Below are 21,465 nucleotides of genomic sequence, written 5' to 3' on the forward strand. Positions count from 1 at the left end.
CGACCCGATGAATCGCCGCTACTTTCTCAAGTCTTTGAGTCGCACAGCGCTCGTTCTGCCGTTTTCCGATGTTCTGCTGATGGCCACTCCTCCATGGAAGCGCAATTGGAAACGTGCATTCATTCAGGAAGCCCAGCAAAGCCATCCCAGCGCCCAGCAGCCGTATGACGCCAAGCCAGTCGCGCCGCCGCCCGGCCCGAAGTCGCCGATTGCCGGCACGCCGCTCGGCCTGCAATTCATCGACATGGCTACACAGTCCGGCCTGAACGCGAAGACCATTTACGGCGGCGAAGGCAAAAACAAATACCTGCTCGAAACCACAGGCTGCGGCGTCGCTTTTTACGACTATGACCAGGACGGCTGGCTCGATATCTTTCTGGTCAATGGATGGCGCCTCGAAGGCTTCCCTAAAAACCAGGAGCCGACCTGCCATCTCTTCAAAAACAATCGCGACGGTACATTTACTGACGTCACCGCGAAAGCCGGCCTCGCTCGCAGCGGATGGGGACAGGGCTGCTGTGTCGGCGATTACGACAACGACGGCCACGATGACCTATTCGTCAGCTATTACGGGCAGAACGCGCTCTTCCACAACAACGGCGACGGCACGTTCACTGACGTCACAGCGAAAGCGGGCCTCACGCAGCCGAAAATGCGATGGAACTCAGGCTGCGCCTTTCTCGACTACGACCGCGACGGCCATCTCGACCTCTTCGTCGCCAACTACATCGACTTCGATCTGAAGACCGCACCTGTGCCTGAATCCGGCCCCTGCGAGTACAAAGGCATTCTCGTAGCCTGCGGCCCTCCCGGACTTCCCGGCGGCAAGAACATTCTCTACCACAACAACGGCAACGGCACGTTCACTGACGTCTCGGAAAAAGCCGGCATGTGGAACACCATCGGCAACTACGCCCTCAGCGTCGCCGTAGCCGATCTCGACAACGACGGCTGGCCGGACATCTATGTTGCCAATGACTCGACCGCTGCCACGCTTTACGAGAACCAGAAGAACGGCACCTTCAAGGACATTGCCATCGAAGCAGGAGCGGCCTTTTCACCCGACGGTAAACCGCAGGCTGGCATGGGCGTCTCCATCGGTGATTACGACCGCGACGGCAATTTAGATATCGTCAAAACGAACTTCGCCGGAGACACTGACTCGCTCTACACGAATCTGGGCGACAGCACCTTTGAAGACCACACCTATCTTTCCGGACTCGGCGTCAACACACGCTACCTCGGCTGGGGCGTCGGCTTCTTCGATATGGACAACGACGGCTGGCTTGACATCTTCATGTCAAATGGCCATGTCTACCCCGAGGTCAGCACATCGAAGACCGAAGCTCCGTACGCCGAACACAAGTATCTTTACCGCAACCTGCGCAACGGGCGCTTTGAAGAAATGACTGACAAGGGCGGCCCGGGCATCACGGCGGCTGTCGCGGCGCGCGGCTGCGCCTTTGGCGACTACGACAATGACGGCGATATCGATGTTGTCATCAACTGCGTCAACTCGCTGCCGCAGCTGCTGCGCTGCGATTCCGAATGGAAGCGCAACTGGATCAAGATCAAAACCATTGGCACAAAATCAAATCGCACTGGCATTGGCGCGCGCATCAAAGTCGTAGCGAAATGCCAGCCCGATTCGCAGCAGCCACTGTTACAAATCGATGAGGTCCGCAGCGGAGGCAGCTATTACTCACAGAACGACCTGCGCCTTCATTTCGGACTCGATCAGGCCAAAATTGTCGATCTGGTCGAAATCCGCTGGCCCTCGGGCCAGGTAGACACCTTCAAAAATCTTGAAGTGAACCGACTGTACACAATGGAAGAAGGAAGCAAAATGCCCAAAGCAGAAATGCTTACTGGTTTGAAGAAGCCTTGAGCTAAGCGCGGCAGAGGTTCTCAGTACACCCGATGGGGCGGATGCAAAGGCGGGTAGCGAGCACAACAATTGCGATCCAGAGCAGGTCAGCTCCGAAAAGATGGAGCACCTGGATCCAGGTACGCGCAAGGAACAGGACATCGGCAACGCCAAGCGCGTATTGAAAAAACAAGAAAAACACCACGCTCAAAGCCAGACTTCGGTTCGCAGCGGTGCGCAGCCCTACAAAGACGATCCAGATAATAAAGGCTCCGGCGACGATACTCAAAGCCGGATGAACCCAGCGCAGGCGAATGAGCCAGCTTCCATGTGTTGCGAAGTCCTGAACGAAAGCTTCGCGCAGGCTGGTTGCGGGATAAAGAGTGTCACCAAGCGCAGCAAGCGAACCAAGAACGCCTACGATGAGCGTGGCAACTAAACCAACCACCGGAATCGCAGGCCGCTGCCATTCGACACTGCCGCGCATAAAACCACGCGTACGGCTGAGGAAGTGCGCAGTCAGTGTAAGCGCAGCAAGCATGAGCAGCGTATTGGTAAGGTGCAGAGCAAGATACACCGCGCGAGACGTGGACTGGTCATGCGCGACCTTTCCCAGCAGAACAAGCAAAGCCCCGAGCAGGGCTTCATTCAGTACAAGAATAAGCGAGGCGACAGCAGCAACTCGGGCCAGATGGCGACGTGCGGTCACGCGAAAGGTCCAGAAAAGCAGGCCCAGGATTGCCATGAGCGCAATACCGCTCATGGATCGGTGCGTAAATTCAATCAGAGTAGCTACAGTTGGGTGATTCTGCACGACAGAACCATTGCAGAGCGGCCAGTGCTCCCCACAACCCGCGCCGGACCCAGTCGCGCGAACAATTGCGCCCCAGAGAATCACAGCAACGTTATAAACAAGCACGGCCCAGGCAAAGCGTCGCACTCCTTTGGTGGAATGCGCCTCTGCGGGAAAAAACGAGATTGCGCTGGTTGTCAAAGCGCCTGTCCTGGTAATCATTCTAACCGTCCGCGCTGGTTCGTCTTTTTTTCTATAATTTAGGCAGTAATTTTACTTACCATTTGCATCAAAAGTAACTTCTATCTTTATACTTATGTAACGTTTAGCTGTTCTTTTTGCTGTCCTTGCAGTCTTGAAGTGCTTCTTCTGAGCTTTTATTCCCCACACCTTGTTCCAGGTGAAAGGCCCGGTCGATGCGGATCTTCGTTAACGAATTTTCTGGTCATCCTTTTCAGCTGCAATTGAGCCGAGAACTTGCCCGCCGTGGGCACGATGTCCAGCACGCCTACTTTGCAGGAAACATATCCACTCCAAAAGGCGCCGTCAACGGCACCACTGTCCCCAATCTCAACATCACCGGCCTGAATATACGCGGGGAGTTCGCGAAGCACTCGCCGCTCAAACGTCGCGCCGCCGACATCGAATACGGCAAGGTCGTCGCCGATGCAGTACGCTCCTTCAAGCCCGACGCAGTCATCTCCTCCAACATGCCCCCCGACGGGCAGAAAATCCTCATCCATGAAGTCCGGAAGCACAGGGCGCGGTTTGTCTACTGGCTTCAGGACGTGTATGGCCCGGCGGTGCGTTTTGTTCTGGCGCGCCGGACGAAATTTCTCGCCCACATTGGCGGCACCTACTATGAGCTTCTGGAAAAAAGACTGGTGCGGCAATCCGATTCCGTAGTCTGCATCTCCGACGGCTTCGTCAATTACGTAAAAAACTGGGGCATCGCAGAAAACAAAATCCATCTCATCGAGAACTGGTCACCGCTCGATGAAATCACGCCTATGTCCAAGGACAATGCCTGGGCCCACGAACATGGCGTTGCCCATAAATTCTGCTTCATGTATTCCGGCACGCTGGGGATGAAGCACCGGCCGGAACTGCTCCTGAGCCTGGCTCAGCATCTCGCAGAGACATGCGACGCGACTTTGATTGTGAATGGCGCAGGTATTGGAGCCGAATGGCTCCGTGAAAAAACCAAAGACCTCTGCCCGGAAGTATTCCGCCTGCAGCCCTTCCAGCCCTACGAACGTCTCTCAGAGGTCATGGCGTCGGCCGATGTGCTCATCACATTGCTCGACTCTGATGCGGGAAGTTTCGCCGTGCCCTCGAAGACCCTGGCCTATCTCTGCGCCGCCCGCCCCATTCTGATGGCCGCTCCAAAAGAAAACCAGGCGGCAAAAGTCATTGCACAGGCAAATGCAGGCCTTGTGGTCTCACCTGACTCACCGGAAGATTTCGTAGCCGCCGCCCGAAACCTCATGCAGAACTCGCCGGAACGCCTGCAGTACGCGCAGCAGGCCCGCGGCTATGCAGAAACCAATTTCGACATTACTCGCATCGCCGACCGCTTCCTCGGCCTGATGCAGGCCTGACCCGCCCAGTTCGCTGGGTGCCCCATCCTGATTGCACCGCTTTTTGCGCAGTCAGTGTGGGAGAGAACTTTAGCCCGCCGCTAGCTCACGCGCCCGCTGTGCAGCCCGCATCACTGCCTTGATGAGCGTGACGCGCAGCCCGCCTTCTTCCAATTCAAGAATGCCGTCGATTGTGCATCCTGCCGGAGTGGTCACCGCGTCCTTCAGCAGCGCCGGATGATAGCCCGTATCGAGCACCATCTTCGCCGCTCCGAAGGTCATCTGCGAAGCAAGCAGCGTGGCCGTGTCGCGCGGCAATCCGACCTTTACCCCAGCCTCCGCCAGCGCTTCAAGAACGATGTAGATATACGCCGGGCCGCTGGCAGAAAGCGCCGTCACCGCGTCCATGTGCTTCTCATCGACTACAACTGTACGGCCAATGGTTTCAAAGATGCGCTCCGCCAGCGCCATCTGTGCATCGCTCACATGGCATCCGCGGCACAGGGCCGTCATGCCCACACCCAGCATCGCCGGAGTATTCGGCATCGAGCGAATTACCGGCAACGCAACACCCGCGGCCTCTTCCATCGAAGCCGTCTTCACGCCTGTCGCGAAGGAGATGAGCATTTTTTCAGCAGTGAGTGCCGGCTTGATCTGCTTCACAAGATCGGTTATCTGAAAGGGCTTCACACCCAGCAGAATCAGGTCGGCCTTCTTCGCCGCGGCCAGGTTGTCGGTCGTCACCTCGACGCCCCACTGCGCCGAAAGTACCTGCGCGCGCTCCTCATGCGCGACTGTGGCCGCAATCTGTTCCGGAGTAAAAAGCTGCTGCTTCAGAAATGCCTGTAACAGGATGCCGCCCATTTTGCCGGCGCCAAGCACAGCGACGTGGAGTTGCGAAAGGTCCTCGTTCATCTTTCCAGCTTACTTCCCTTTTTGCTGTGTGATCCACGCACCGATGCGTTCATCGAGTACATCGAGCGGCAGCGCACCTGAATCCACCACCTGATCATGGAAGGCGCGCAGATCGAATTTGCTGCCCAGTTCCTTCTGCGCCCGTGCGCGCAGCTCCAGAATTTTCAGCTGCCCCATCTTGTATCCGAGCGCCTGCGCCGGCCATGCAATGTAGCGGTCTGTTTCTGCATTGATGGTGGCGTCATCCAGTCCCGAGTGCTCATGGAAGAACTGCACCATCTGGTCGCGTGTCCAGTGCTTCGAGTGCACGCCTGTATCAACCACCAGCCGTATCGCGCGGAAAATATCCGCTTCGAGGCGTCCGTAATCCGAGTAAGGGTCCTGATAGAAGCCCACATCCTTGCCCAGCCGTTCAGCGTAGAGCCCCCAGCCTTCGGTGTAGGCCGTGTAGTGCATGTACTTTCGGAATTCAGGCAGACCCGTCAACTCCTGCGCAATTGAGATTTGCAGATGATGCCCGGGAAGCCCTTCGTGATACGCAATCGACTCAGCATTTGCCAGCGAGCGATGCGCAAAGTCATACGTATTGACATAGACCATGCCGGGGCGCTTGCCATCCGGCGTTCCATTGTCGTAGTACGCAGGTGCCTGGTCCTTCTCGATAAAGGCTGGTACCGGCTCAACCACCAGAGGGGCCTTGGGCAGGCGGCCAAAAAGTTCCGGCAGCTTGGCCTTCATCTGGTCAATGTCGTGGCGGTAGAGATCGAGCAGTTGCTCCTTCGTCTGCGCGTGCAATTTCGGATTGTCGGCAATCGAAGTGCGCAGCGATTTGAGATCCTTGAAGCCCAGCTTCTGCGCGATCACCAGCATCTCTGCCTCATCGCGCTTCACTTCATCCAGGCCAATCTGGTGAATCTGGTCCGGAGTCAGGTCGGTCGTCGTGCTCTGGTGCACGCGGAAGGCATAGTATTTGTCGCCATCAGACAGCGACCAGATTCCCGGCTCCGTACGTCCTGCCGGAATGTACACGCCCTGCAGAAACTTTGCGAAGCGCGTGTACGTGGGCAGTACCTGCTTCTGGATGGCATCGAGCATCTCCGCCTTGATGCGATCCTGGTCGGCGGCAGCGATGCCTGCGGGAAATTTCTTCAGGGGCCGCGCGAATGGCGTGTCTTCCGGCTTCTGCTGCGCAATGGTGTTCACCTGCACCAGCACTTTTTCCAGCAGATATTTCGGCGGAACGCGATGGTCTTCAACGCCTGTCATCATGTTGTCTGAAATCTGCTGGAAGACAGTGGGAACTTTTTTCAATCGCGCAATGTAATCTTCGTAGTCCTTCACCGTATCGAAGCTGAGCTGCGTCACAAGCTGCGGCAGCTCCGACTGGATTCCGTTGAACTGGTCGACCGGCATCTCCCATGGCTTGAAGACCGCCGCTTCCTGCTCATCGGCAAGCTCGCGCGCCATCAGGTCTTTGCTCAACTGCTCCTGGTCGCTCAGCCCGGCCGTGTCGATCCCGCCCAGCCGAATCAGGTAGTCGCGCCCGCGGGCCAGCCGCTCGTTGTATGCGGCCACCGAGTAGTCGGTCAGCTGGTCGTTCCAGCGCTTGTCGCCAATCGAAGAAGCAAACTCAGGCGAATGCTGCAGGCGGTCTTCCCATATCTCGGCAAACAGCGCGTTCAATGCCTTGCTCCGGTCAGCCGCGCTCTGCGGTGCCTGCGCATAAGAGCAAAATGTGACAGAGCAAGCAAGTGTAAGAGACAGAATATTTTTCATCGCTTCGTGTAAATCAACACAAGATGTATTCTGCGCAGTGTAACAGGGTGAGAGACTCTCTGTATCTGCTTCAGGGCTGCACTGCGTTGCATAGATTGGGTGAAAGAGAATCGATTTTGCGGGAATCTTTCCGTAAGCGATAGTGCAACCGGAGAAACTCCAGGCCCCAGATATGCAATATGTGGTCGGCTCTTATTGCTCCAGGAGCTGAAACATAACTGTGGATTCCTTCCTGCAGGCTACGCAGATAGCGTACCCAGGCAACGCCGCTTTCTCCATGCACTACAAAATAAAATCCCGGCTCTCCAAATGAGCGGCCATGCGAGAGCACAGAAAAAGATCCATCAGGATGTACTACCGGTTTCATCAGGACAATCGCATTACCATTTGGCAAAGGAAATACGACCTTGATACACGGAGTCACACAGCCGGGAATATTACAGACTGCATAGCCGCCGGCATAAAGAACATTCCTGCTGCCAATCAACTCTCGTATCCAGGCCGTCTGTACGATTTTGGCCGATTTCGCATGTCTTAACTGAATTACTTCGCTTGTGATTCCATGGCTTGTGTCTAGAGAAGAGAGAGGAACGTTCAATTGCTGCAGGCGGCGGCTGAACAACATCGCAAGAGCAGCGCCAAAAGGCTTGAACATTCCGCTCCATTCGGACCATGCATCCATTTCATATTCAGAGGTTCGCTCATAAAACTCTCTGATTTGTGGATTCACTGCGGTCATGTCAATTGCCAGATCACGAAAGTCAGGAATCAATCCTCGGCATCCGCTACGAACAATCTCAAGGCCGCGTTCTTTGGCATAGTCTGCAAAAAAATCTTTGCCAATAAGACGCATGTTACCAATTGGGCCATCCAGCCAAGGGAACTCCGCAAGAGAGATGCGCCTGCCTGTAAGTCGCACCCATTGTTGCGTCGTCCAGTCATTTAAGTAGCCGCGTTGATCGCCTATCCAGATCACGCGAACAGTATGCCATGTGAAAACTTGGCCTACGACTGAGAAACGATGTTTTCCGGTTCAATCAATCTATATAGCGTCGACCGGCTGATGCCGAGCAGTCGCGCGGCGCGCAGCTTGTTGCCCCCAGTTTTTTCAAGAACGCTCTTGATATGACGCACGATCATATGATCGAGGTTCGGATCATCCTCCGCCTCCATCGCCGTCACCAGGGACTCAACCTGCTGCTCGATACGCGGCGCTGCAGGCATGAGCGCAGGAATATCGATGGGCCGGATCCACTGCCCTTCGCACTCCATCACGGCATTCATCATCACCGCTTCGAGCTCGCGCACATTTCCCGGCCAGTGGTGCGTCATCAGCCGAGGCAGAGAACCCGGGCCGAGCCCTCGTACAGGCTTGCCGCGCATGGCGGCGCAGTGGACAGCAAAATGCTCAGCCAGCGTGCCTATATCTTCGCGGCGCTCGCGCAGCGGAGGCAGAATGAAGCGCACCGCAGTCAGCCGGTAGGATAAGTCCGCACGAAGCCTGCCGTTTGCTGAAAGCTGGCGCAGCGGCTGCTGCGAGCTGACGAATATCTGCCGCGGCAGAGATGTGGTTTCGCGTGCGCTGCGGTGCTCCCACCATTCGAGAAAGTCAAAAAGCCGCGATTGCTGGTCTGCCGTCAGCTCGCTGACACGCGTCAGAAAGAGCGTGCCGCTGCGTGTTTCGTCAAGCAGCGCCTGCACATCAGCGGAAGCGAAACGCGTCGCCGCGCAGGCGACGAAAGGCGCCGCAGAAGCAGGACCGAGCCCGTGCAGCGTCCTCGCCGCAAGAGCCTTGCCTGTTCCCGGGTCGCCTTCAAAGGTAACGATGCGCAGATGGGGGGCCGCATGTTCAAGGCGCGCAAACAGACGCTGCATTACCAGGCTGCGCGCCACCATATTGCCCAGCCGTGAAATGGCTGCTCCAGAAATAGTTGCTTCGCCGGATTGCGGCGCAGTGACCCTTCGTGCCTCGCGCCATTGTGTTGTTAAGACACCCACCGCTCTCGTGCCCCCTGAAAAGATGACTCAAGTACTTAAGTCATCTATCGGCAGCAGACGGGATTGCTTGAATTTTTGGCAAATCAGAAAAGAACGAGATGGTGCGGATTTTCATCCACGGGAAATTCGGCCCCCAGTTTGCCTTCACCAACAACAAGCGACCCGGTTACGAGTTCACCCTTGCCTGATTCGGCCAGGACTTTTTCCGCCGGACAACCGTCATCTGCATGGTGTTCCGTTGAATGAGCGGGACTATTGGCCTTCATTTTACTCATCCGCCTTCACCACAGACGTACGGACACGGCTGGAAGGCTGATCGGAAAAGATCTTCCCGTCGCGGATATGCACCACGCGATGCGCGAACTCCGCAATATCCGGCTCATGCGTTACCAGGACAATCGTGTTCCCCTTCGCATGCAGATCATCGAAGAGCGCCATGATCTCATCGCCTGTCTTTGAATCGAGATTGCCGGTCGGTTCGTCAGCCAGGATGATCGACGGGCGGTTGATCAGCGCGCGCGCAATCGCGACACGCTGGCGTTGTCCGCCGGAGAGTTCGTTGGGCTTATGATGCATGCGGTCGCCCAATCCGACCGCGCGCAGTGCCCCCTCCGCGCGCTCCACGCGCTCGGCTGAGTGCGTTCCGTTATAGATGAGCGGCAGCTCCACATTGTGCAGCGCCGTAGCGCGCGCCAGCAGGTTGAAGGTCTGGAAGACGAAGCCGATCTCCTTATTCCGGATGCGCGCCAGCTCGTCATCATTCAGGTCGCTGACCAGGTGGCCGTTCAGCCAGTACTCGCCTTTGCTTGGAGTATCGAGGCAGCCAATCAGGTTCATCAGGGTCGATTTACCCGAGCCCGACGGCCCCATGATGGCGACATACTCATTCTGCTTGATACGCAGCGAAACGCCCTGCAGCGCGTGCACCTGCTGCTCCGACCCCATGTCGTAGGTCTTCCACAGGTCGTGGACTACGATAATGTCGCCAGGCCCAGGGCCGTTGTCTCCTCCATTGCCCGAGCCGACGGTGGTGCGCGCTTCAAATTCGCTGGTTGTCTGGATCATCATCCATTGCTCCTATGTCGACGAATCGGTTTTCACCGGGGTCGTGTCACGCTTCACCAGCGCATCGTCCTTCAGATCCCGCAATACCCGATAGGTCCCGGTTACGATCTCGTCGCCTTCCTTCAACCCGCCGGTTACTTCAATGTCCGTTGCGCCCGTGATGCCTGTAATCACAGGGACGAAATGCGCCCGCAGCTTGCCGCTCTTGTCCGCGCGCAGTACAAAGACGCCCTGCGTCTTCTGCGCGTCCGAGGCAGCATTCGAAGCCGCGGTCTGCTCGACATGCGGCTTCTTGTCCTTTGGATCATCCGGAGCGCGCATAGTGAGCGCCTGAATCGGAATCGACAGCGTGCTGTCGCGCCGCGCCGTGGTGATCTTCGCCGTTGTGGAAAGGCCGGGCTTCAGCTGGTCAGTCTGCTGGTCGAGGGTGACGACTACCTTGAAGTCCTTGGCTTCTTCTGTGCCGCTGGTCGACTGGCTGGTAGCAAGGCCCGTAGAGCGCAGCAGCGCCTGGTCGCCCACTTCCGTCACATGGCCCTTGAAGACCTTACCCGGAAGCGCATCGACAGTCACATCGGATTCCTGCCCAAGCGAGACATTGACGATATCTGTCTCGTCCACCTTTACTTCAGCAGTAATGACGGACATATCCGCCAGGGTCATCAAGGTTGAGCCTTCGGCATTCTGAATGCCTGTGACCATAGTTTCACCCTCGCGTACCGGCAGGTTCGTCACCAGGCCATTAAAGGGAGCGATGCTCACCGTCTTGTTCAGAGCATCCTGGTTAAAGCGCAGGGTCGCCACCTGCGTGCCCAGGTGCCCGCGTGCCGAGTCCGTCTGCGCCTTGGACTGCACCAGCGCCGCCTGGGACTGATCCAGAGTGGCAATATCGGTATCGTAAGCCGCCTTCCTGGCATCGTAGTCGGCCTTTGAGACCAGCTTCTCGGCATAGAGCTGCTGATAGCGATGCCAGTCCAGCCGCTTCTGCTCGAGATCGGCCTTGGCATGCTCGACATTGGCTTCCGCCGTCTTCTCCGCCGCGATATAGGAAGCGATATCGGTCTTGGCCGCCGCAATGGCCGCCCTCTGAGCATCCACGTTGGCCTCTGGCTGGACACTTTCGATGGTTGCCAGGGTCTGGCCCCTTTTCACGTGATCTCCTTCTTTTACATAGAGATGCGTGATACGCCCGAATGCTGTAGCCCCTATATTGACATAGGTTTTGGGCCTGATCTGCCCAGTGCCGCTAACAACGGAAACAAGGTTTCCCCGAATGACCTTACCCGTTAGCACTTTTGTGTAACCGGACTGCGCCCGCACAACCGTGAGAGCAACAATTCCGGCAACAGCCAAGACAACAGCCACTATGATGATGATTTTTTTCAAAGCAGTTTTCCCTGTATCTATGCAGTACTTCGCTGTATCCGCCCCAGTCGTCCGCTCGAAAATACGCAGCGCAAGCGTCTGAGGTTCCGCAAAAGTTGCAAAGTCTGAATAGCCCCCGAAATGTCTCCCGCCCAGGTGGCATCCATGATATCAGGCGAATACATCTTTTTATTCCCCGAAAACGCCCCTCACCCGTCTAATGATCAGAGCTTTCCCTGATTAGTAACGCTTGTATTCCATCTTCATGAGTCCGTAAAATTAGAAAGCGGTAGAGGGGTACAAAAGAAACAATATGTTGAAGGGTCGTTTTTCTATATTTCTCGCGATCTCCCTCGGAGTGTTCGCGATTTCTCAGGCACAGACGCAGAGCACTCCACAGCAGACTTCTACCCCGAATCAATCAGACCCGCAGCTCGTCCAGCGGGGCTCTGCGCAGGACAACAGTACTCCGTCTTCCGACGACAATCAGGACCCCCTCAAGCGCAAGCTCTCGGACAAGGAGCGCTTCAAGCAGCAGAAAGAGCTCAAACAGGAGCTCAAAGGCCCCTATAAAAAGTGGGTCGATGAAGATGTCCGCTGGATCATCACCGACCAGGAAATGAAGGCCTTCAAGAGCCTCAGCAACGATGAGGAGCGCGATGCCTTCATCGAGCAGTTCTGGCAGCGCCGCAACCCCAATCCCGATTCCCCCGAGAACGAATTCCGCGAAGAGCACTACCGCCGCATCGAGTACGCCAACGAGCACTTCGCCGCCGGCAAGCCCGGATGGAAAACTGACCGCGGCCATATCTACATCGCCTACGGCAAGCCCGATTCGACTGACTCGCACCCCAGCGGCGGCACCTACGACCGCCCCATCGAAGAAGGCGGCGGCACCACTTCGACCTTCCCCTTCGAAGTCTGGCACTACCGTTACATTGAAGGCATTGGCGAAAACATCGACATCGAATTCGTCGACACCTGCATGTGCGGCGACTACCACATGACCATCGACCGTTCTGAAAAGGACGCGCTGCTGCACGTTCCCGGAGCCGGCCAGACTCTCTACGAGCAGATGGGCATGGCCAAGCAGGCAGACCGCTTCCGCGGCGGTCTCGAGTCGCTGGGCAACGGCCCCATGAGCAGCATGCAGCAGAGCAAGCAGTTCGATCGCCTAGAGCAGTACGCGAAGCTGCAGGCGCCGCCCGTCATCAAGTTCAAGGACCTCCAGCTTGAGTCGTTCATGTCGAACCACAAGCTGATGACCGGCCCCTACTTCCCCTTCGATGTGCGCACCGATTATGTGAAGGTCACGGAAGAAACAGTCATGGTTCCGATCACGCTGCAGATCAAGAATCGTGACATCACGTTCAATACCAAGGACGGCGTCGCTACCGGCCAGGTCCACATCATCGGCCGCGTCTCGACGATCACCGACAAGATCGTACAGAGCTTTGAAGAAACAGTGGAAGTGCAGGTGCCGGCGGAACTGCTGCCAAAGACGCTGGACAACAAGCAGCTCTATTGGAAAGCGCTGCCCCTGCGCCCCGGACGCTACCGCGTCGACATAGGCATCAAGGATGTCAACAACCCTGACCACCTCGGTGTCTTCGCCCAGGGCATCAGTGTTCCCCACTATGACGATGAAAAACTGGCCGCATCTTCGCTGATCCTGGCCAACCGCATGGAGCTCGTTCCGTCGAAAGAAATCGGTGCAGGAAACTTCGTGATCGGCAACACAAAATTGTTGCCAGCCGTCACCTCGAACCCTACAATTCCTGCATCATTCCAGCGGTCGCAAAAACTGAATTTCTGGATGCAGGTCTATAACCTGGGAATCGACGAAAAGAGCAAGCAGAACGCAGCCACCATTCAGTACCAAATTATCGATCTCGCGTCTAATAAAGCGATCCTCGATATGCAGGAAGACTCGAAAAAGCTGGCGGCAACATCGGACCAGGTCACGCTGGAGCGCGCTGTCCCCCTTGCGAATCTTCAGCCGGGCAAGTATGAAATTAAGATACTGGTGAACGACAGCGTCTTGAACCAGCAGATCGCGCAGTCGGCTCACTTTACAGTAGAGTAGATTTACAAGGACCAGCAGCCGCCAAGAGCTGCGCATGTCCTCCGACAACGATTTTCGGGGCACGGCCAGGAGTAAGGCCGCTTGACGTTCTTCGGAAGGGTTCCGCGGGGCGCCAACCGGTTCGGATGACACGAAATCGGTGACGATGACAGTTCCCAACCTGCGAATCAAGATCGGCCCGGCGCTTGCCTTGCTGATCACTCTGCTGGCCCTGCCAGCCTGCGCAGAGGGTCCGTCTGCTGCCCCAGGCTCCGCCATCTCGGGTGTTGTCCGCGACGCCAAAGGAGCTCCCCAGGTCGGAGCGCTCGTCGAGCTGCTCGGACCCAACCTCGCCATCCTCGCCCAGACCTTCACTGACGACCATGGCCGCTATACCCTTCCCGGAGTCACTTCCGGAACCTACAACATCAAGGCCACCGGATCGCTCTTCCTGCCTACGCTGCGGGAGAATCTCCGCGTCCTCGCAAACTCGAAGATAGTCGTCAACCTCACGCTGAATACGCTCTACGAGGCCTTCCGCTGGCTCCCCGCGCAGCCGCGCCAGGCTAGCGAGCCACAGGACGACTGGACCTGGACGCTGCGCCTCTCGCAGAATCGCCCTCTGCTGCGCCTGCTGGAAGACGGACCTCTCGTCGTGGTCTCTGACGGTAACGGAGCCGCTCCGGCACTCAAGGCTCGCGTGACCATCCGCGGCGGTGCAAATCAGTTCGGCGATGGCGGCGTACACAACGATTTCGAGATTGCGCGTTCGAATGGGGACGGTGCGCAGGTGCTTCTGCGCGCCGATCTCGGCCAGGCAGAAAATTCCGGTGCTACTACCTCTGTCAACACCTCCGTCGGCTACGCGCGTCAGCTCGATCCGGCCCACACTCTGCGCGCCGTCGTCTCTTTCCAGGACCGTCCCGACATTGAGGGCGGCATCCAGCAGCAGGGCCTCCAGGCCGTCGTTCTGCGCACCTCGGAAACCATGGAGATGATGGACGGCGTCTCGGCCGAAGTTGGCAGCGAGCTGGAGGCCATCCATCTCGGCGAAAACCAGTTCGCCAACCATCCCTTCGGCGGGCTCACGCTGCACAACGACAACAACGAAATTTCCTACCGTGTGGCCACTTCTCCAACCGCGCAGCATGCCAGCGAAATTGATCGCGAAAGCACGCTTGCTCCGGCGCTGACTGAGAAGGAAGGCAAGCTGCTCCTTGAAGAAGGCCTTCATCAGGAGATCACCGTAGCGCGGCGCGAAGGCAACGTGAGCATGCGCATGACCCTCTACCGCGACAATATCCGGAACCCGGTCATCAACGGCGGCGGCACGCTCTCCGTGGCCGACTGGAACAGCGGCAACCTGCTCTACGATGTAAACACCGACCTGCTCAAGGCCACAGGACAGAACTTCTCCTCAAACGGAATGCTGGCTGAGCTGAATGACCACCTCGGCCGCGACCTCTGGCTGAGCTTCGCCTGCGCCACCGGCAATGCTCTCACCATGGACACGCCTTCCGGCCCCGTGAACCTCAAAGAAGGTATCGGTGGCCTGCGCCCGCGGAGCGCTGCAATGGCCGCAGCCAGCATGACCGGCAAGGTCAAGCACACCGGCACGCAGTGGCGCGCCTCCTACCGATGGCAGCCGACCGATACGGTCACAACCGTCGCCCCCTTCAACGCCGCGTTACCCTCGCCTTACCTGAGCTTCTATGTCCGCCAACCCATCCACACCCGCATTCTTCCCTACCGCATGGAAGCGCTGATCGACGTGCGCAATCTGCTGGCGCAGGGCTACCGCCCCTTCGTTACCCAGGACGGCAGCACCCTCTACTTCGCCCAGGCCGCGCGCAGCATCCAGGGCGGCCTCGCCTTCAACTTCTAAAGCCAGAAGCCGTCATCGCTGAGCTGGCAAAAATCAGGTTGTCATCCTGAGCACAAATTTCAGGTTGTCATTCTGAGCGAAGCGAAGAACCTGCTTTTCGCGTCGATAACCACAAATAGCCGTTCTGGGCCGTAAATCTGATTCCGAAATTACAGAATTTTTTGTCAAGAGAAAAATTCTGTAACGTATTGATACAAAAATACTTGCGGCTGCAAGTATTTTCCGCTTAATTTGCTAAACTGAAAATAGAAGGAATGGCTCAAACGCCATTCCTTCTATTTTCCTTGTTTTTTCCGATAACCCGTTGAAAACAAAGGATCTCCGTACAGCCTCGCACCGTAAATGATTGAAAACAAACATTCTCCGTACAAAACAGGGGGAGGGGTGCAAATCAAGCGAGCAAGGGGGAGCGATCGGGACCCGGGGCACTCCACTCCGGCAATGATGGCGCGCAGCGCGTGTGCCTGGACGGCTAGTCCTTGTACATGCCGATCTCTGGCGTTCCGCCTTCTGCCACCCGGGCGCGGTACATCCCCGGAGAATTGAAGCTCCACACCATGTCGCCTTTGCGGTTAATGGCAATGATGCCGCCGTCGCCTTTGAGCCCGGTCAGCTCGTGCTGGATGACCTCGTCAGCGGCCTCCTGCAGGCCCATCCCTTTGTACTCGACCAGAGCGCAGATCGTGCGGGCCACTGTCAGACGGATGAAGTACTCCCCCGTCCCCGTGCCGGAGACAGCGCACGACTGGTTATCGGCATAGGTCCCCGCCCCGATGATCGGCGAGTCTCCGACACGCCCCCACATCTTGGCGGTGAGCCCACCGGTTGAGGTTCCGGCAGCAATATTGCCCTGCCGGTCAAGCGCGACTACACCCACTGTCCCGAACTTGTGGGCCTCGGGCGATTCCACCGGCAGCATCAATTCAGAAAGCGGCTTGCCCGGCACTGGCTCAGGCGGTGCTCCTGCCGGACGCGGCGGAACGGGCTTGCCTTCCTTCTGCAGTTCCTTGACCAGCCCCTGCCAGCGGCGCTCGGTAAAGAAGAAGCTGGGATCGACCATCTCCAGCCCATGCTCCTGGGCAAACTCGTCGGCCCCCGCGCCAATGAGCATGACATGCGGCGACTTCTCCATCACCGCCCGCGCCAGTGAAATAGGATGACGGGTGCGCGTCACTCCGGCAACGGCCCCGGCCTTCAGCGTGGCGCCATCCATGATGGCGGAGTCGAGCTCATTCTTCCCTGCGGCAGTAAAGACAGCCCCATGCCCCGAGTTGAAGAGCGGATCATCTTCCATGTACCGAATGGCTGCCTCGACCGCATCGAGCGCCGAGCCGCCTTTGTCGAGCGTGTCCGAAGCAGCCTTGAGAGCCGTCTGGAGCGAGGCGCGGTAGGCAGCCTCGGTCTTCGGATCCATGTGGCTGCGCTCAATCACCCCCGCTCCACCATGAAGAACGACAGCCCATTTATGAGTAGGAGCGCTTTGCCGGGCGCAGGACGGACCAACAGCAGTTATAAATACAGCAATGAGTCCACTGCAAAGAAGAGTCAGAGATTTGTGCATGGCGGCATGATACACGCCGCTACGACGCAAGCCCGCTGATGTATGCCTCGAGGTGACGAATTGTCTGCTGCTGCTCGCTGATGACCCAGTTCACCAGGTCGCCGATCGAGACGATACCGACAAGCTCGCCGCCCTCGACCACCGGCAGATGGCGGATGCGCTTGTCGGTCACAATGCGCATGCAGTCGGCCACGGTGTGCTGCGGCGTGATGGTTGTGAGGTCGGAGGTCATGATATCGGCCACCGGAGTGTCCTTCGACGAGCGTCCTTTGAGGATGATCTTGCGGGCATAGTCGCGCTCGGAGAGGATGCCAATAAGCCGGCCCTGCTCTATGACAGGAAGCGCGCCAACCTGCTTTTCCGCCATCATCTCCACAGCCTGGTAGACGGAGGCATCCGGCGCAATCGACCAGATATCTTCGGCCTTGTTCTTGAGGACTGCACTGATAGTGCTTGCCAGTTCTGCCATAACCCACCTCGGGGAGAGGATGATAGTCCGCAAGGGAAGAAGGGTCAATGGTAAGAATAGGTCACAGGGCGCAGAATTCAGCCCCTGTGACCTGAGCCCAGTTACTGAGGTGTAATGATGCCCCCCACAGGCACTCGCTCCGGCAGGTTGCCTGTATCCGGACGGCGGACACCCATGGCCTCAGCGATCATATCGACATATTTGAGGCCAGCTCCGGTATTGAAGATCACAACGCGGTCGCTGGGCTTAAGGAACCCGGTCTCGATGAGATGGTCGTAAGCTGCTGTAGCAGATGCTCCTTCGGGCGAGAGCAGCAGGCCTTCATCGCGCGACCAGTCCAGAAGTGAATCGAGGATTTTCTCATCCGGCAGATCGACCACCGTTCCGCCGGACTGGCGGACAACGTCGAGGATGATGTAATCCCCGTAAGGCTTGGGAACGCGCAGACCGGCTGCGAAGGTCGCAGCGTTCTCAAACATCTTCGAAGCTTCCGCACCTTCCTTGTAGGCACGGGCAACAGGAGCGCATCCGGAAGCCTGAATGGCGATCATCTTCGGACGCTTACCGCTCACCCAGCCCAGCTGTTCCATCTCTTCAAAGGCCTTCCACATGCCGATAAGGCCAACGCCGCCCCCGGTGGGATAGAACACCGCGTCGGGATAGGTCCAGCCCAGCTGCTCTACCAGCTCGTAACCCATGGTCTTCTTGCCTTCGACGCGGAAAGGTTCTTTAAGGGTCGAGATGTCGAACCAACCTTCCTTCTCCTTGCGTTCATTCACAATGCGGGCGCAGTCGGAGATAAGGCCATCGACCAGTGTCACATTGGCGCCATAAGCCACGCCTTCGAGATAGTTGGCGAAAGGAACGTCCTTGGGCATGAAGATGTGGGCTTCGATACCTGCCGCAGCGGCATAGGCGGCGAGCGCGCCTGCGGCATTTCCAGCGGAGGGCGCAGCCAGCTTCTTCAGCCCGTAATGGCGTGCCATGGAGACAGCCATCGACATGCCGCGCGCCTTGAATGTTCCGGTTGGATTGGTAGCCTCTTCCTTGAGATAGAGATTTGCATTGCGCCGGCTCGAGAGCATCGGCGTCCAGCCCTCGCCCAGAGTAATCGGGTCCACGTCGGGCAGAACGCTAGAGTAGCGCCACATGGATTGGCTGCCACCTGCTTCAGGGCGGGAAGCTTTTTTCTTCAAGACACTTACGTCATAGCGGACATAGAGCGCCCCGGCACAGGCAGGGCAGACGGTCTGGTACTGGTCGGCAGAAACATGCTGGCGGCAACGGGAGCACTCAAGGAAAGCTATTGTTGACATAGGTTTAGAGTAACAGCCGATAGAGCTCAGGCCACAGAGCTCAGGGCTCAGGGGGAGTGAGCCAAATCCTGAGACCTGTGCCCTGCGACCTGAGCCCTGTAAAATATCGCTGATGGCCGATTTTCCCGCCTTGAACGCTTCCCCAATAAAACTGATTGCCATTGATATTGACGGCACGTTGCTGCCATCGGCCGGAACAGCAGTCAGCGAGCGAACCAGCCAAGCTCTGCGTCTGGCTGAGAGTGCGGGACTGGAGATCGTGATCGCTACCGGACGGCGGCAGGCTTATGCTGCTCCGCTAATTGCGCCCATCGGTCTGAAGCCGGAGACGGTTCTGATTACCTCGAACGGCACCGTGACGCGCACATTCGCCGGAGACCGCATGGAACGGACACTGCTGCCTCTGGAAACCGCACGCGGGCTCTGCGGAATGCTGCGTCAGTTTGGAGGAACCACGGTCTTCACCTTCGACCGCGATGGACAGGGTGAGTTGGTGATCGAATCGCTCGAACAGGTGCATGCGCGCATCTCGCAGTGGGTGGAAGCGAACCGGCCCTGGATCGAAGTCATCCAGCCGCTTGAGCGGGCCTTCGACGCAGGCGAACCACCAGTGCAGGGCATGGTCTGCGGCACCGTTGAAGAAATGATTCATGCCGAGGCGTTGCTGGCCTCAAGCCATTATGCAGAAATGATCGAGATGCACCAGACACAATATCCAAAGCGGAACCTGAGCATCCTCGACATTCTCCCTCCGGGCTGCTCGAAGGGTGTAGCGCTGCGCAGGCTTGCAGAGCAGCGCGGGTTGCCGCAGGACGAAATTATGGCCATTGGCGATAACTTCAATGATCTTGAAATGTTGGAATACTCCGGACGTCCTGTCCTGATGGGCAATGCCTCGGCGGAGCTCCTCGCTCTTGCAGGCGAACGCGGCTGGCAGATTGCTCCCCCGAACGACCAGGATGGCGTAGCCGCCGTGATTGAAGAAACTCTTTGTCACATGAGCGTGGTAGAGTGAGCGTCATGCGGCTGGTTCGATTTGATGGAAGAGCTCGCGCTGTAACACTGCTCGCATTGGTGTCTTTGCTTTTGCACACCGATTCCTATGCTGCCGAGCATGTCACTTTGAAAAATGGCTTCGATCTGGTTTGCGATCACCGCCAGGCTGATGGCGACCATGTACGGCTTTATCTTGATTCCAATAGCACGAATTTCGTGGATGTAGGCGCAAACGAAATTGTGAGCGTCGAGCATGTTGACCTGCCCCGAGTTGCTCCAGATCCAGCACCATCTTCAGCCGACACAAAGCTGACTCTACTGGACACACATGAGCTGCTGGCGCGTGCCGGATCGGCGCATGGTCTGGACGTTGACCTCCTTGCCAGCATCGTAAAAGCAGAGAGCGGCGGGAATCCTCATGCCGTAAGCCGCACCGGAGCGCAGGGCCTGATGCAGCTGATGCCGAAGACCGCAGCGAATCTGGGTGTCCATGACAGCTTCGCCCCCGACCAGAATGTCAACGGCGGTACAGCTTACATTGACGCGCTGCTCAAGAAGTATCATGACAATCTGGCGCTCGCACTGGCTGCCTACAATGCCGGCCCGGCGGCGGTGGAGCGCTGGCATGGAATTCCACCGTACCGTGAGACCAGAGCTTACATAGCGCGGGTGATTCACGAATTCAACCGGAGATATGCGGAGCGCATGGCGGCCGGCACCACACAGGTTGCTATGAGCCGCGGAGCGGGAGGCCGGTGAAATACGGAAAACTGATCGCAGGCATCGTGGTGTTTGCGGTGCTCGTGGGCTTTGGCACATGGGCCTATCGGCATGTGGGATTCAATTTCGTTGCTTTTCGCGCACAACTGACTGGCGTGAGCTGGGCAAAAATTGCCATCGGATTCGGTTGCATCTATCTGGGCTACGTTCTGCGGTCTGTGCGGTGGGCACTCTTGATTCGCCACAATAAACGCGTGTCTTTACTGTCGCTTCTGGGCACACAAGTAATCGGATTCACCTCAGTGGCATTGGTAGGCCGCGTGGCCGATCTGGCGCGCCCCTACCTGGTCGCGAAAAAGACAGCGCTCCCCATCAGCACACAAATTGCGGTCTATATTGTCGAGCGCCTTTTTGACGCCGGGTCGATGGCATTGATGTTCTCCTCGGTCATTCTCCTCGCGCCCGCCGGTGCTCTGCCTCACCCTGAGATCTTCAGGAAGTTCGGCTACTGGGGACTAGCTGGCACCGTGGCTGGAGCTTTGTTCCTGGTCGCAGTTCGGCTTGCAGGCGGGGTGATAGCATCCTTCTTCGAGCGCGTGCTTGGCGCCATGTCACATGCCCTGGGCAAGGCGGTCGGCGACAAAATCCGCGAATTCCGCACAGGACTCGATACGCTTCGTACATTTGGCGACCTGGCAACAACCCTGGGCATTTCGCTGGCGATGTGGGGGTTGATCATGGCTTCATACCTGATCACCACACGTGCCTTTGAGGCCAGTCCGCAGCTCGCGACTATGACTCTGGCCAAGGGCATGGTGCTGATGATCGTAAGCGGCGGAGCCAGTGTCCTGCAGCTACCGGTGCTGGGATGGTTTACGCAGATCGGAGTGGTCGCTACCGCCCTTTCAAGTCTCTTCGGTGTGCGGCCCGAACCGGCAACCGCCTGCGCGGCCATGCTGCTTGTAGTAACTTTTCTGGCAATCGTACCGGTAGGGCTCATCTGGGCGCAGTTTGAACATATAAGCCTGCGCAAAGTCGCTGAAGAGAGCGAGCAGGCAGGCGAAGAGATCGCTGCCAACTGAGTCTACTCACCT

At 57.6% G+C, this 21,465-nt stretch carries 18 protein-coding genes; 7 read left to right on the plus strand and 11 right to left on the minus strand.

Annotation, left to right across the window (positions count from 1 at the left end):
• Window positions 1–7 precede the first annotated feature (7 nt).
• Window positions 8–1,888 carry a CRTAC1 family protein gene (locus AC5S16_RS04600; RefSeq protein ID WP_493928854.1) on the plus strand — a complete coding sequence of 627 codons (1,881 nt, stop codon included), beginning with the start codon at window positions 8–10 and terminating at the stop codon, window positions 1,886–1,888.
• Window position 1,889: 1 nt separating this feature from the next.
• On the opposite strand, the gene AC5S16_RS04605 is transcribed toward AC5S16_RS04600, so the two are convergent.
• Complete coding sequence (locus AC5S16_RS04605; RefSeq protein ID WP_493928855.1) at window positions 1,890–2,882, minus strand: COX15/CtaA family protein; 993 nt, start codon at window positions 2,880–2,882, stop codon at window positions 1,890–1,892.
• Between the two features lie 242 nt (window positions 2,883–3,124).
• On the opposite strand from AC5S16_RS04605, the gene AC5S16_RS04610 reads away from it, so the two are divergent.
• Window positions 3,125–4,261, plus strand: coding sequence for a glycosyltransferase family 4 protein (locus AC5S16_RS04610; RefSeq protein ID WP_493928856.1), 1,137 nt, complete (start codon window positions 3,125–3,127; stop codon window positions 4,259–4,261).
• Between the two features lie 69 nt (window positions 4,262–4,330).
• Here the strand turns inward: AC5S16_RS04610 and proC are convergent, their stop codons facing one another.
• The 7 genes from proC to AC5S16_RS04645 all read right to left on the minus strand — a co-directional run bounded on the left by proC (window position 4,331) and on the right by AC5S16_RS04645 (window position 11,380).
• Window positions 4,331–5,155 (minus strand): pyrroline-5-carboxylate reductase, encoded by an 825-nt coding sequence (gene proC / locus AC5S16_RS04615; protein WP_493928857.1) that lies wholly within the window; start codon window positions 5,153–5,155, stop codon window positions 4,331–4,333.
• A gap of 9 nt (window positions 5,156–5,164) precedes the next feature.
• The gene (locus AC5S16_RS04620; protein ID WP_493928858.1) at window positions 5,165–6,838 is read right to left on the minus strand and encodes a DUF885 domain-containing protein; all 1,674 of its coding nucleotides are present in this window, start codon (window positions 6,836–6,838) and stop codon (window positions 5,165–5,167) included.
• A 163-nt stretch (window positions 6,839–7,001) separates the two neighbouring features.
• On the minus strand, window positions 7,002–7,907 hold the full coding sequence (locus AC5S16_RS04625; RefSeq protein WP_493928859.1) for a hypothetical protein: 906 nt from the start codon (window positions 7,905–7,907) through the stop codon (window positions 7,002–7,004).
• A 29-nt stretch (window positions 7,908–7,936) separates the two neighbouring features.
• Window positions 7,937–8,929 carry a sigma-54-dependent transcriptional regulator gene (locus AC5S16_RS04630; protein WP_493928860.1) on the minus strand — a complete coding sequence of 331 codons (993 nt, stop codon included), beginning with the start codon at window positions 8,927–8,929 and terminating at the stop codon, window positions 7,937–7,939.
• 83 nt (window positions 8,930–9,012) lie between these two features.
• Entirely contained in the window at window positions 9,013–9,204 is a 192-nt protein-coding gene (locus AC5S16_RS04635) for a hypothetical protein (RefSeq protein ID WP_493928861.1), read from the minus strand.
• Window positions 9,197–9,874: an ABC transporter ATP-binding protein gene (locus AC5S16_RS04640; RefSeq protein ID WP_493929190.1), complete on the minus strand. Its 678-nt coding sequence runs from the start codon at window positions 9,872–9,874 to the stop codon at window positions 9,197–9,199. Before AC5S16_RS04640 ends, AC5S16_RS04635 begins: the two co-directional genes overlap by 8 nt.
• Window positions 9,875–10,006: 132 nt before the next feature.
• Window positions 10,007–11,380 (minus strand): efflux RND transporter periplasmic adaptor subunit, encoded by a 1,374-nt coding sequence (locus AC5S16_RS04645; RefSeq protein ID WP_493928862.1) that lies wholly within the window; start codon window positions 11,378–11,380, stop codon window positions 10,007–10,009.
• Window positions 11,381–11,672: 292 nt separating this feature from the next.
• Here AC5S16_RS04645 and AC5S16_RS04650 point away from each other — a divergent pair, with 292 nt between their 5' ends.
• Together AC5S16_RS04650 and AC5S16_RS04655 are read left to right on the plus strand one after the other, a co-directional pair.
• A complete protein-coding gene (locus AC5S16_RS04650) occupies window positions 11,673–13,445 on the plus strand; it encodes a GWxTD domain-containing protein (RefSeq protein WP_493928863.1) in 1,773 nt (590 codons plus the stop codon).
• Window positions 13,446–13,590: 145 nt separating this feature from the next.
• Window positions 13,591–15,309: a carboxypeptidase-like regulatory domain-containing protein gene (locus AC5S16_RS04655; RefSeq protein ID WP_493929191.1), complete on the plus strand. Its 1,719-nt coding sequence runs from the start codon at window positions 13,591–13,593 to the stop codon at window positions 15,307–15,309.
• A gap of 472 nt (window positions 15,310–15,781) precedes the next feature.
• Here AC5S16_RS04655 and AC5S16_RS04660 read toward each other — a convergent pair whose 3' ends face one another.
• The 3 genes from AC5S16_RS04660 to AC5S16_RS04670 all read right to left on the minus strand — a co-directional run bounded on the left by AC5S16_RS04660 (window position 15,782) and on the right by AC5S16_RS04670 (window position 18,655).
• Window positions 15,782–16,870: an isoaspartyl peptidase/L-asparaginase family protein gene (locus tag AC5S16_RS04660; RefSeq protein WP_493928864.1), complete on the minus strand. Its 1,089-nt coding sequence runs from the start codon at window positions 16,868–16,870 to the stop codon at window positions 15,782–15,784.
• A 19-nt stretch (window positions 16,871–16,889) separates the two neighbouring features.
• Entirely contained in the window at window positions 16,890–17,339 is a 450-nt protein-coding gene (locus tag AC5S16_RS04665) for a CBS domain-containing protein (RefSeq protein ID WP_493928865.1), read from the minus strand.
• A 101-nt stretch (window positions 17,340–17,440) separates the two neighbouring features.
• Window positions 17,441–18,655, minus strand: coding sequence for a threonine synthase (locus tag AC5S16_RS04670; protein WP_493928866.1), 1,215 nt, complete (start codon window positions 18,653–18,655; stop codon window positions 17,441–17,443).
• Window positions 18,656–18,767: 112 nt separating this feature from the next.
• Between AC5S16_RS04670 and AC5S16_RS04675 the strand changes: the two genes are divergently transcribed.
• From AC5S16_RS04675 to AC5S16_RS04685, 3 genes are read left to right on the plus strand one after another with little or no spacing between them, the layout of a single operon-like run.
• The gene (locus AC5S16_RS04675) at window positions 18,768–19,670 is read left to right on the plus strand and encodes an HAD family hydrolase (RefSeq protein ID WP_493928867.1); all 903 of its coding nucleotides are present in this window, start codon (window positions 18,768–18,770) and stop codon (window positions 19,668–19,670) included.
• A 5-nt stretch (window positions 19,671–19,675) separates the two neighbouring features.
• Window positions 19,676–20,410: a lytic transglycosylase domain-containing protein gene (locus AC5S16_RS04680; protein ID WP_493928868.1), complete on the plus strand. Its 735-nt coding sequence runs from the start codon at window positions 19,676–19,678 to the stop codon at window positions 20,408–20,410.
• Complete coding sequence (locus AC5S16_RS04685; RefSeq protein ID WP_493928869.1) at window positions 20,407–21,453, plus strand: lysylphosphatidylglycerol synthase transmembrane domain-containing protein; 1,047 nt, start codon at window positions 20,407–20,409, stop codon at window positions 21,451–21,453. Before AC5S16_RS04680 ends, AC5S16_RS04685 begins: the two co-directional genes overlap by 4 nt.
• Window positions 21,454–21,465: the final 12 nt, after the last annotated feature.

This window comes from Acidobacterium sp. FHG110202_01, from assembly GCF_059115305.1.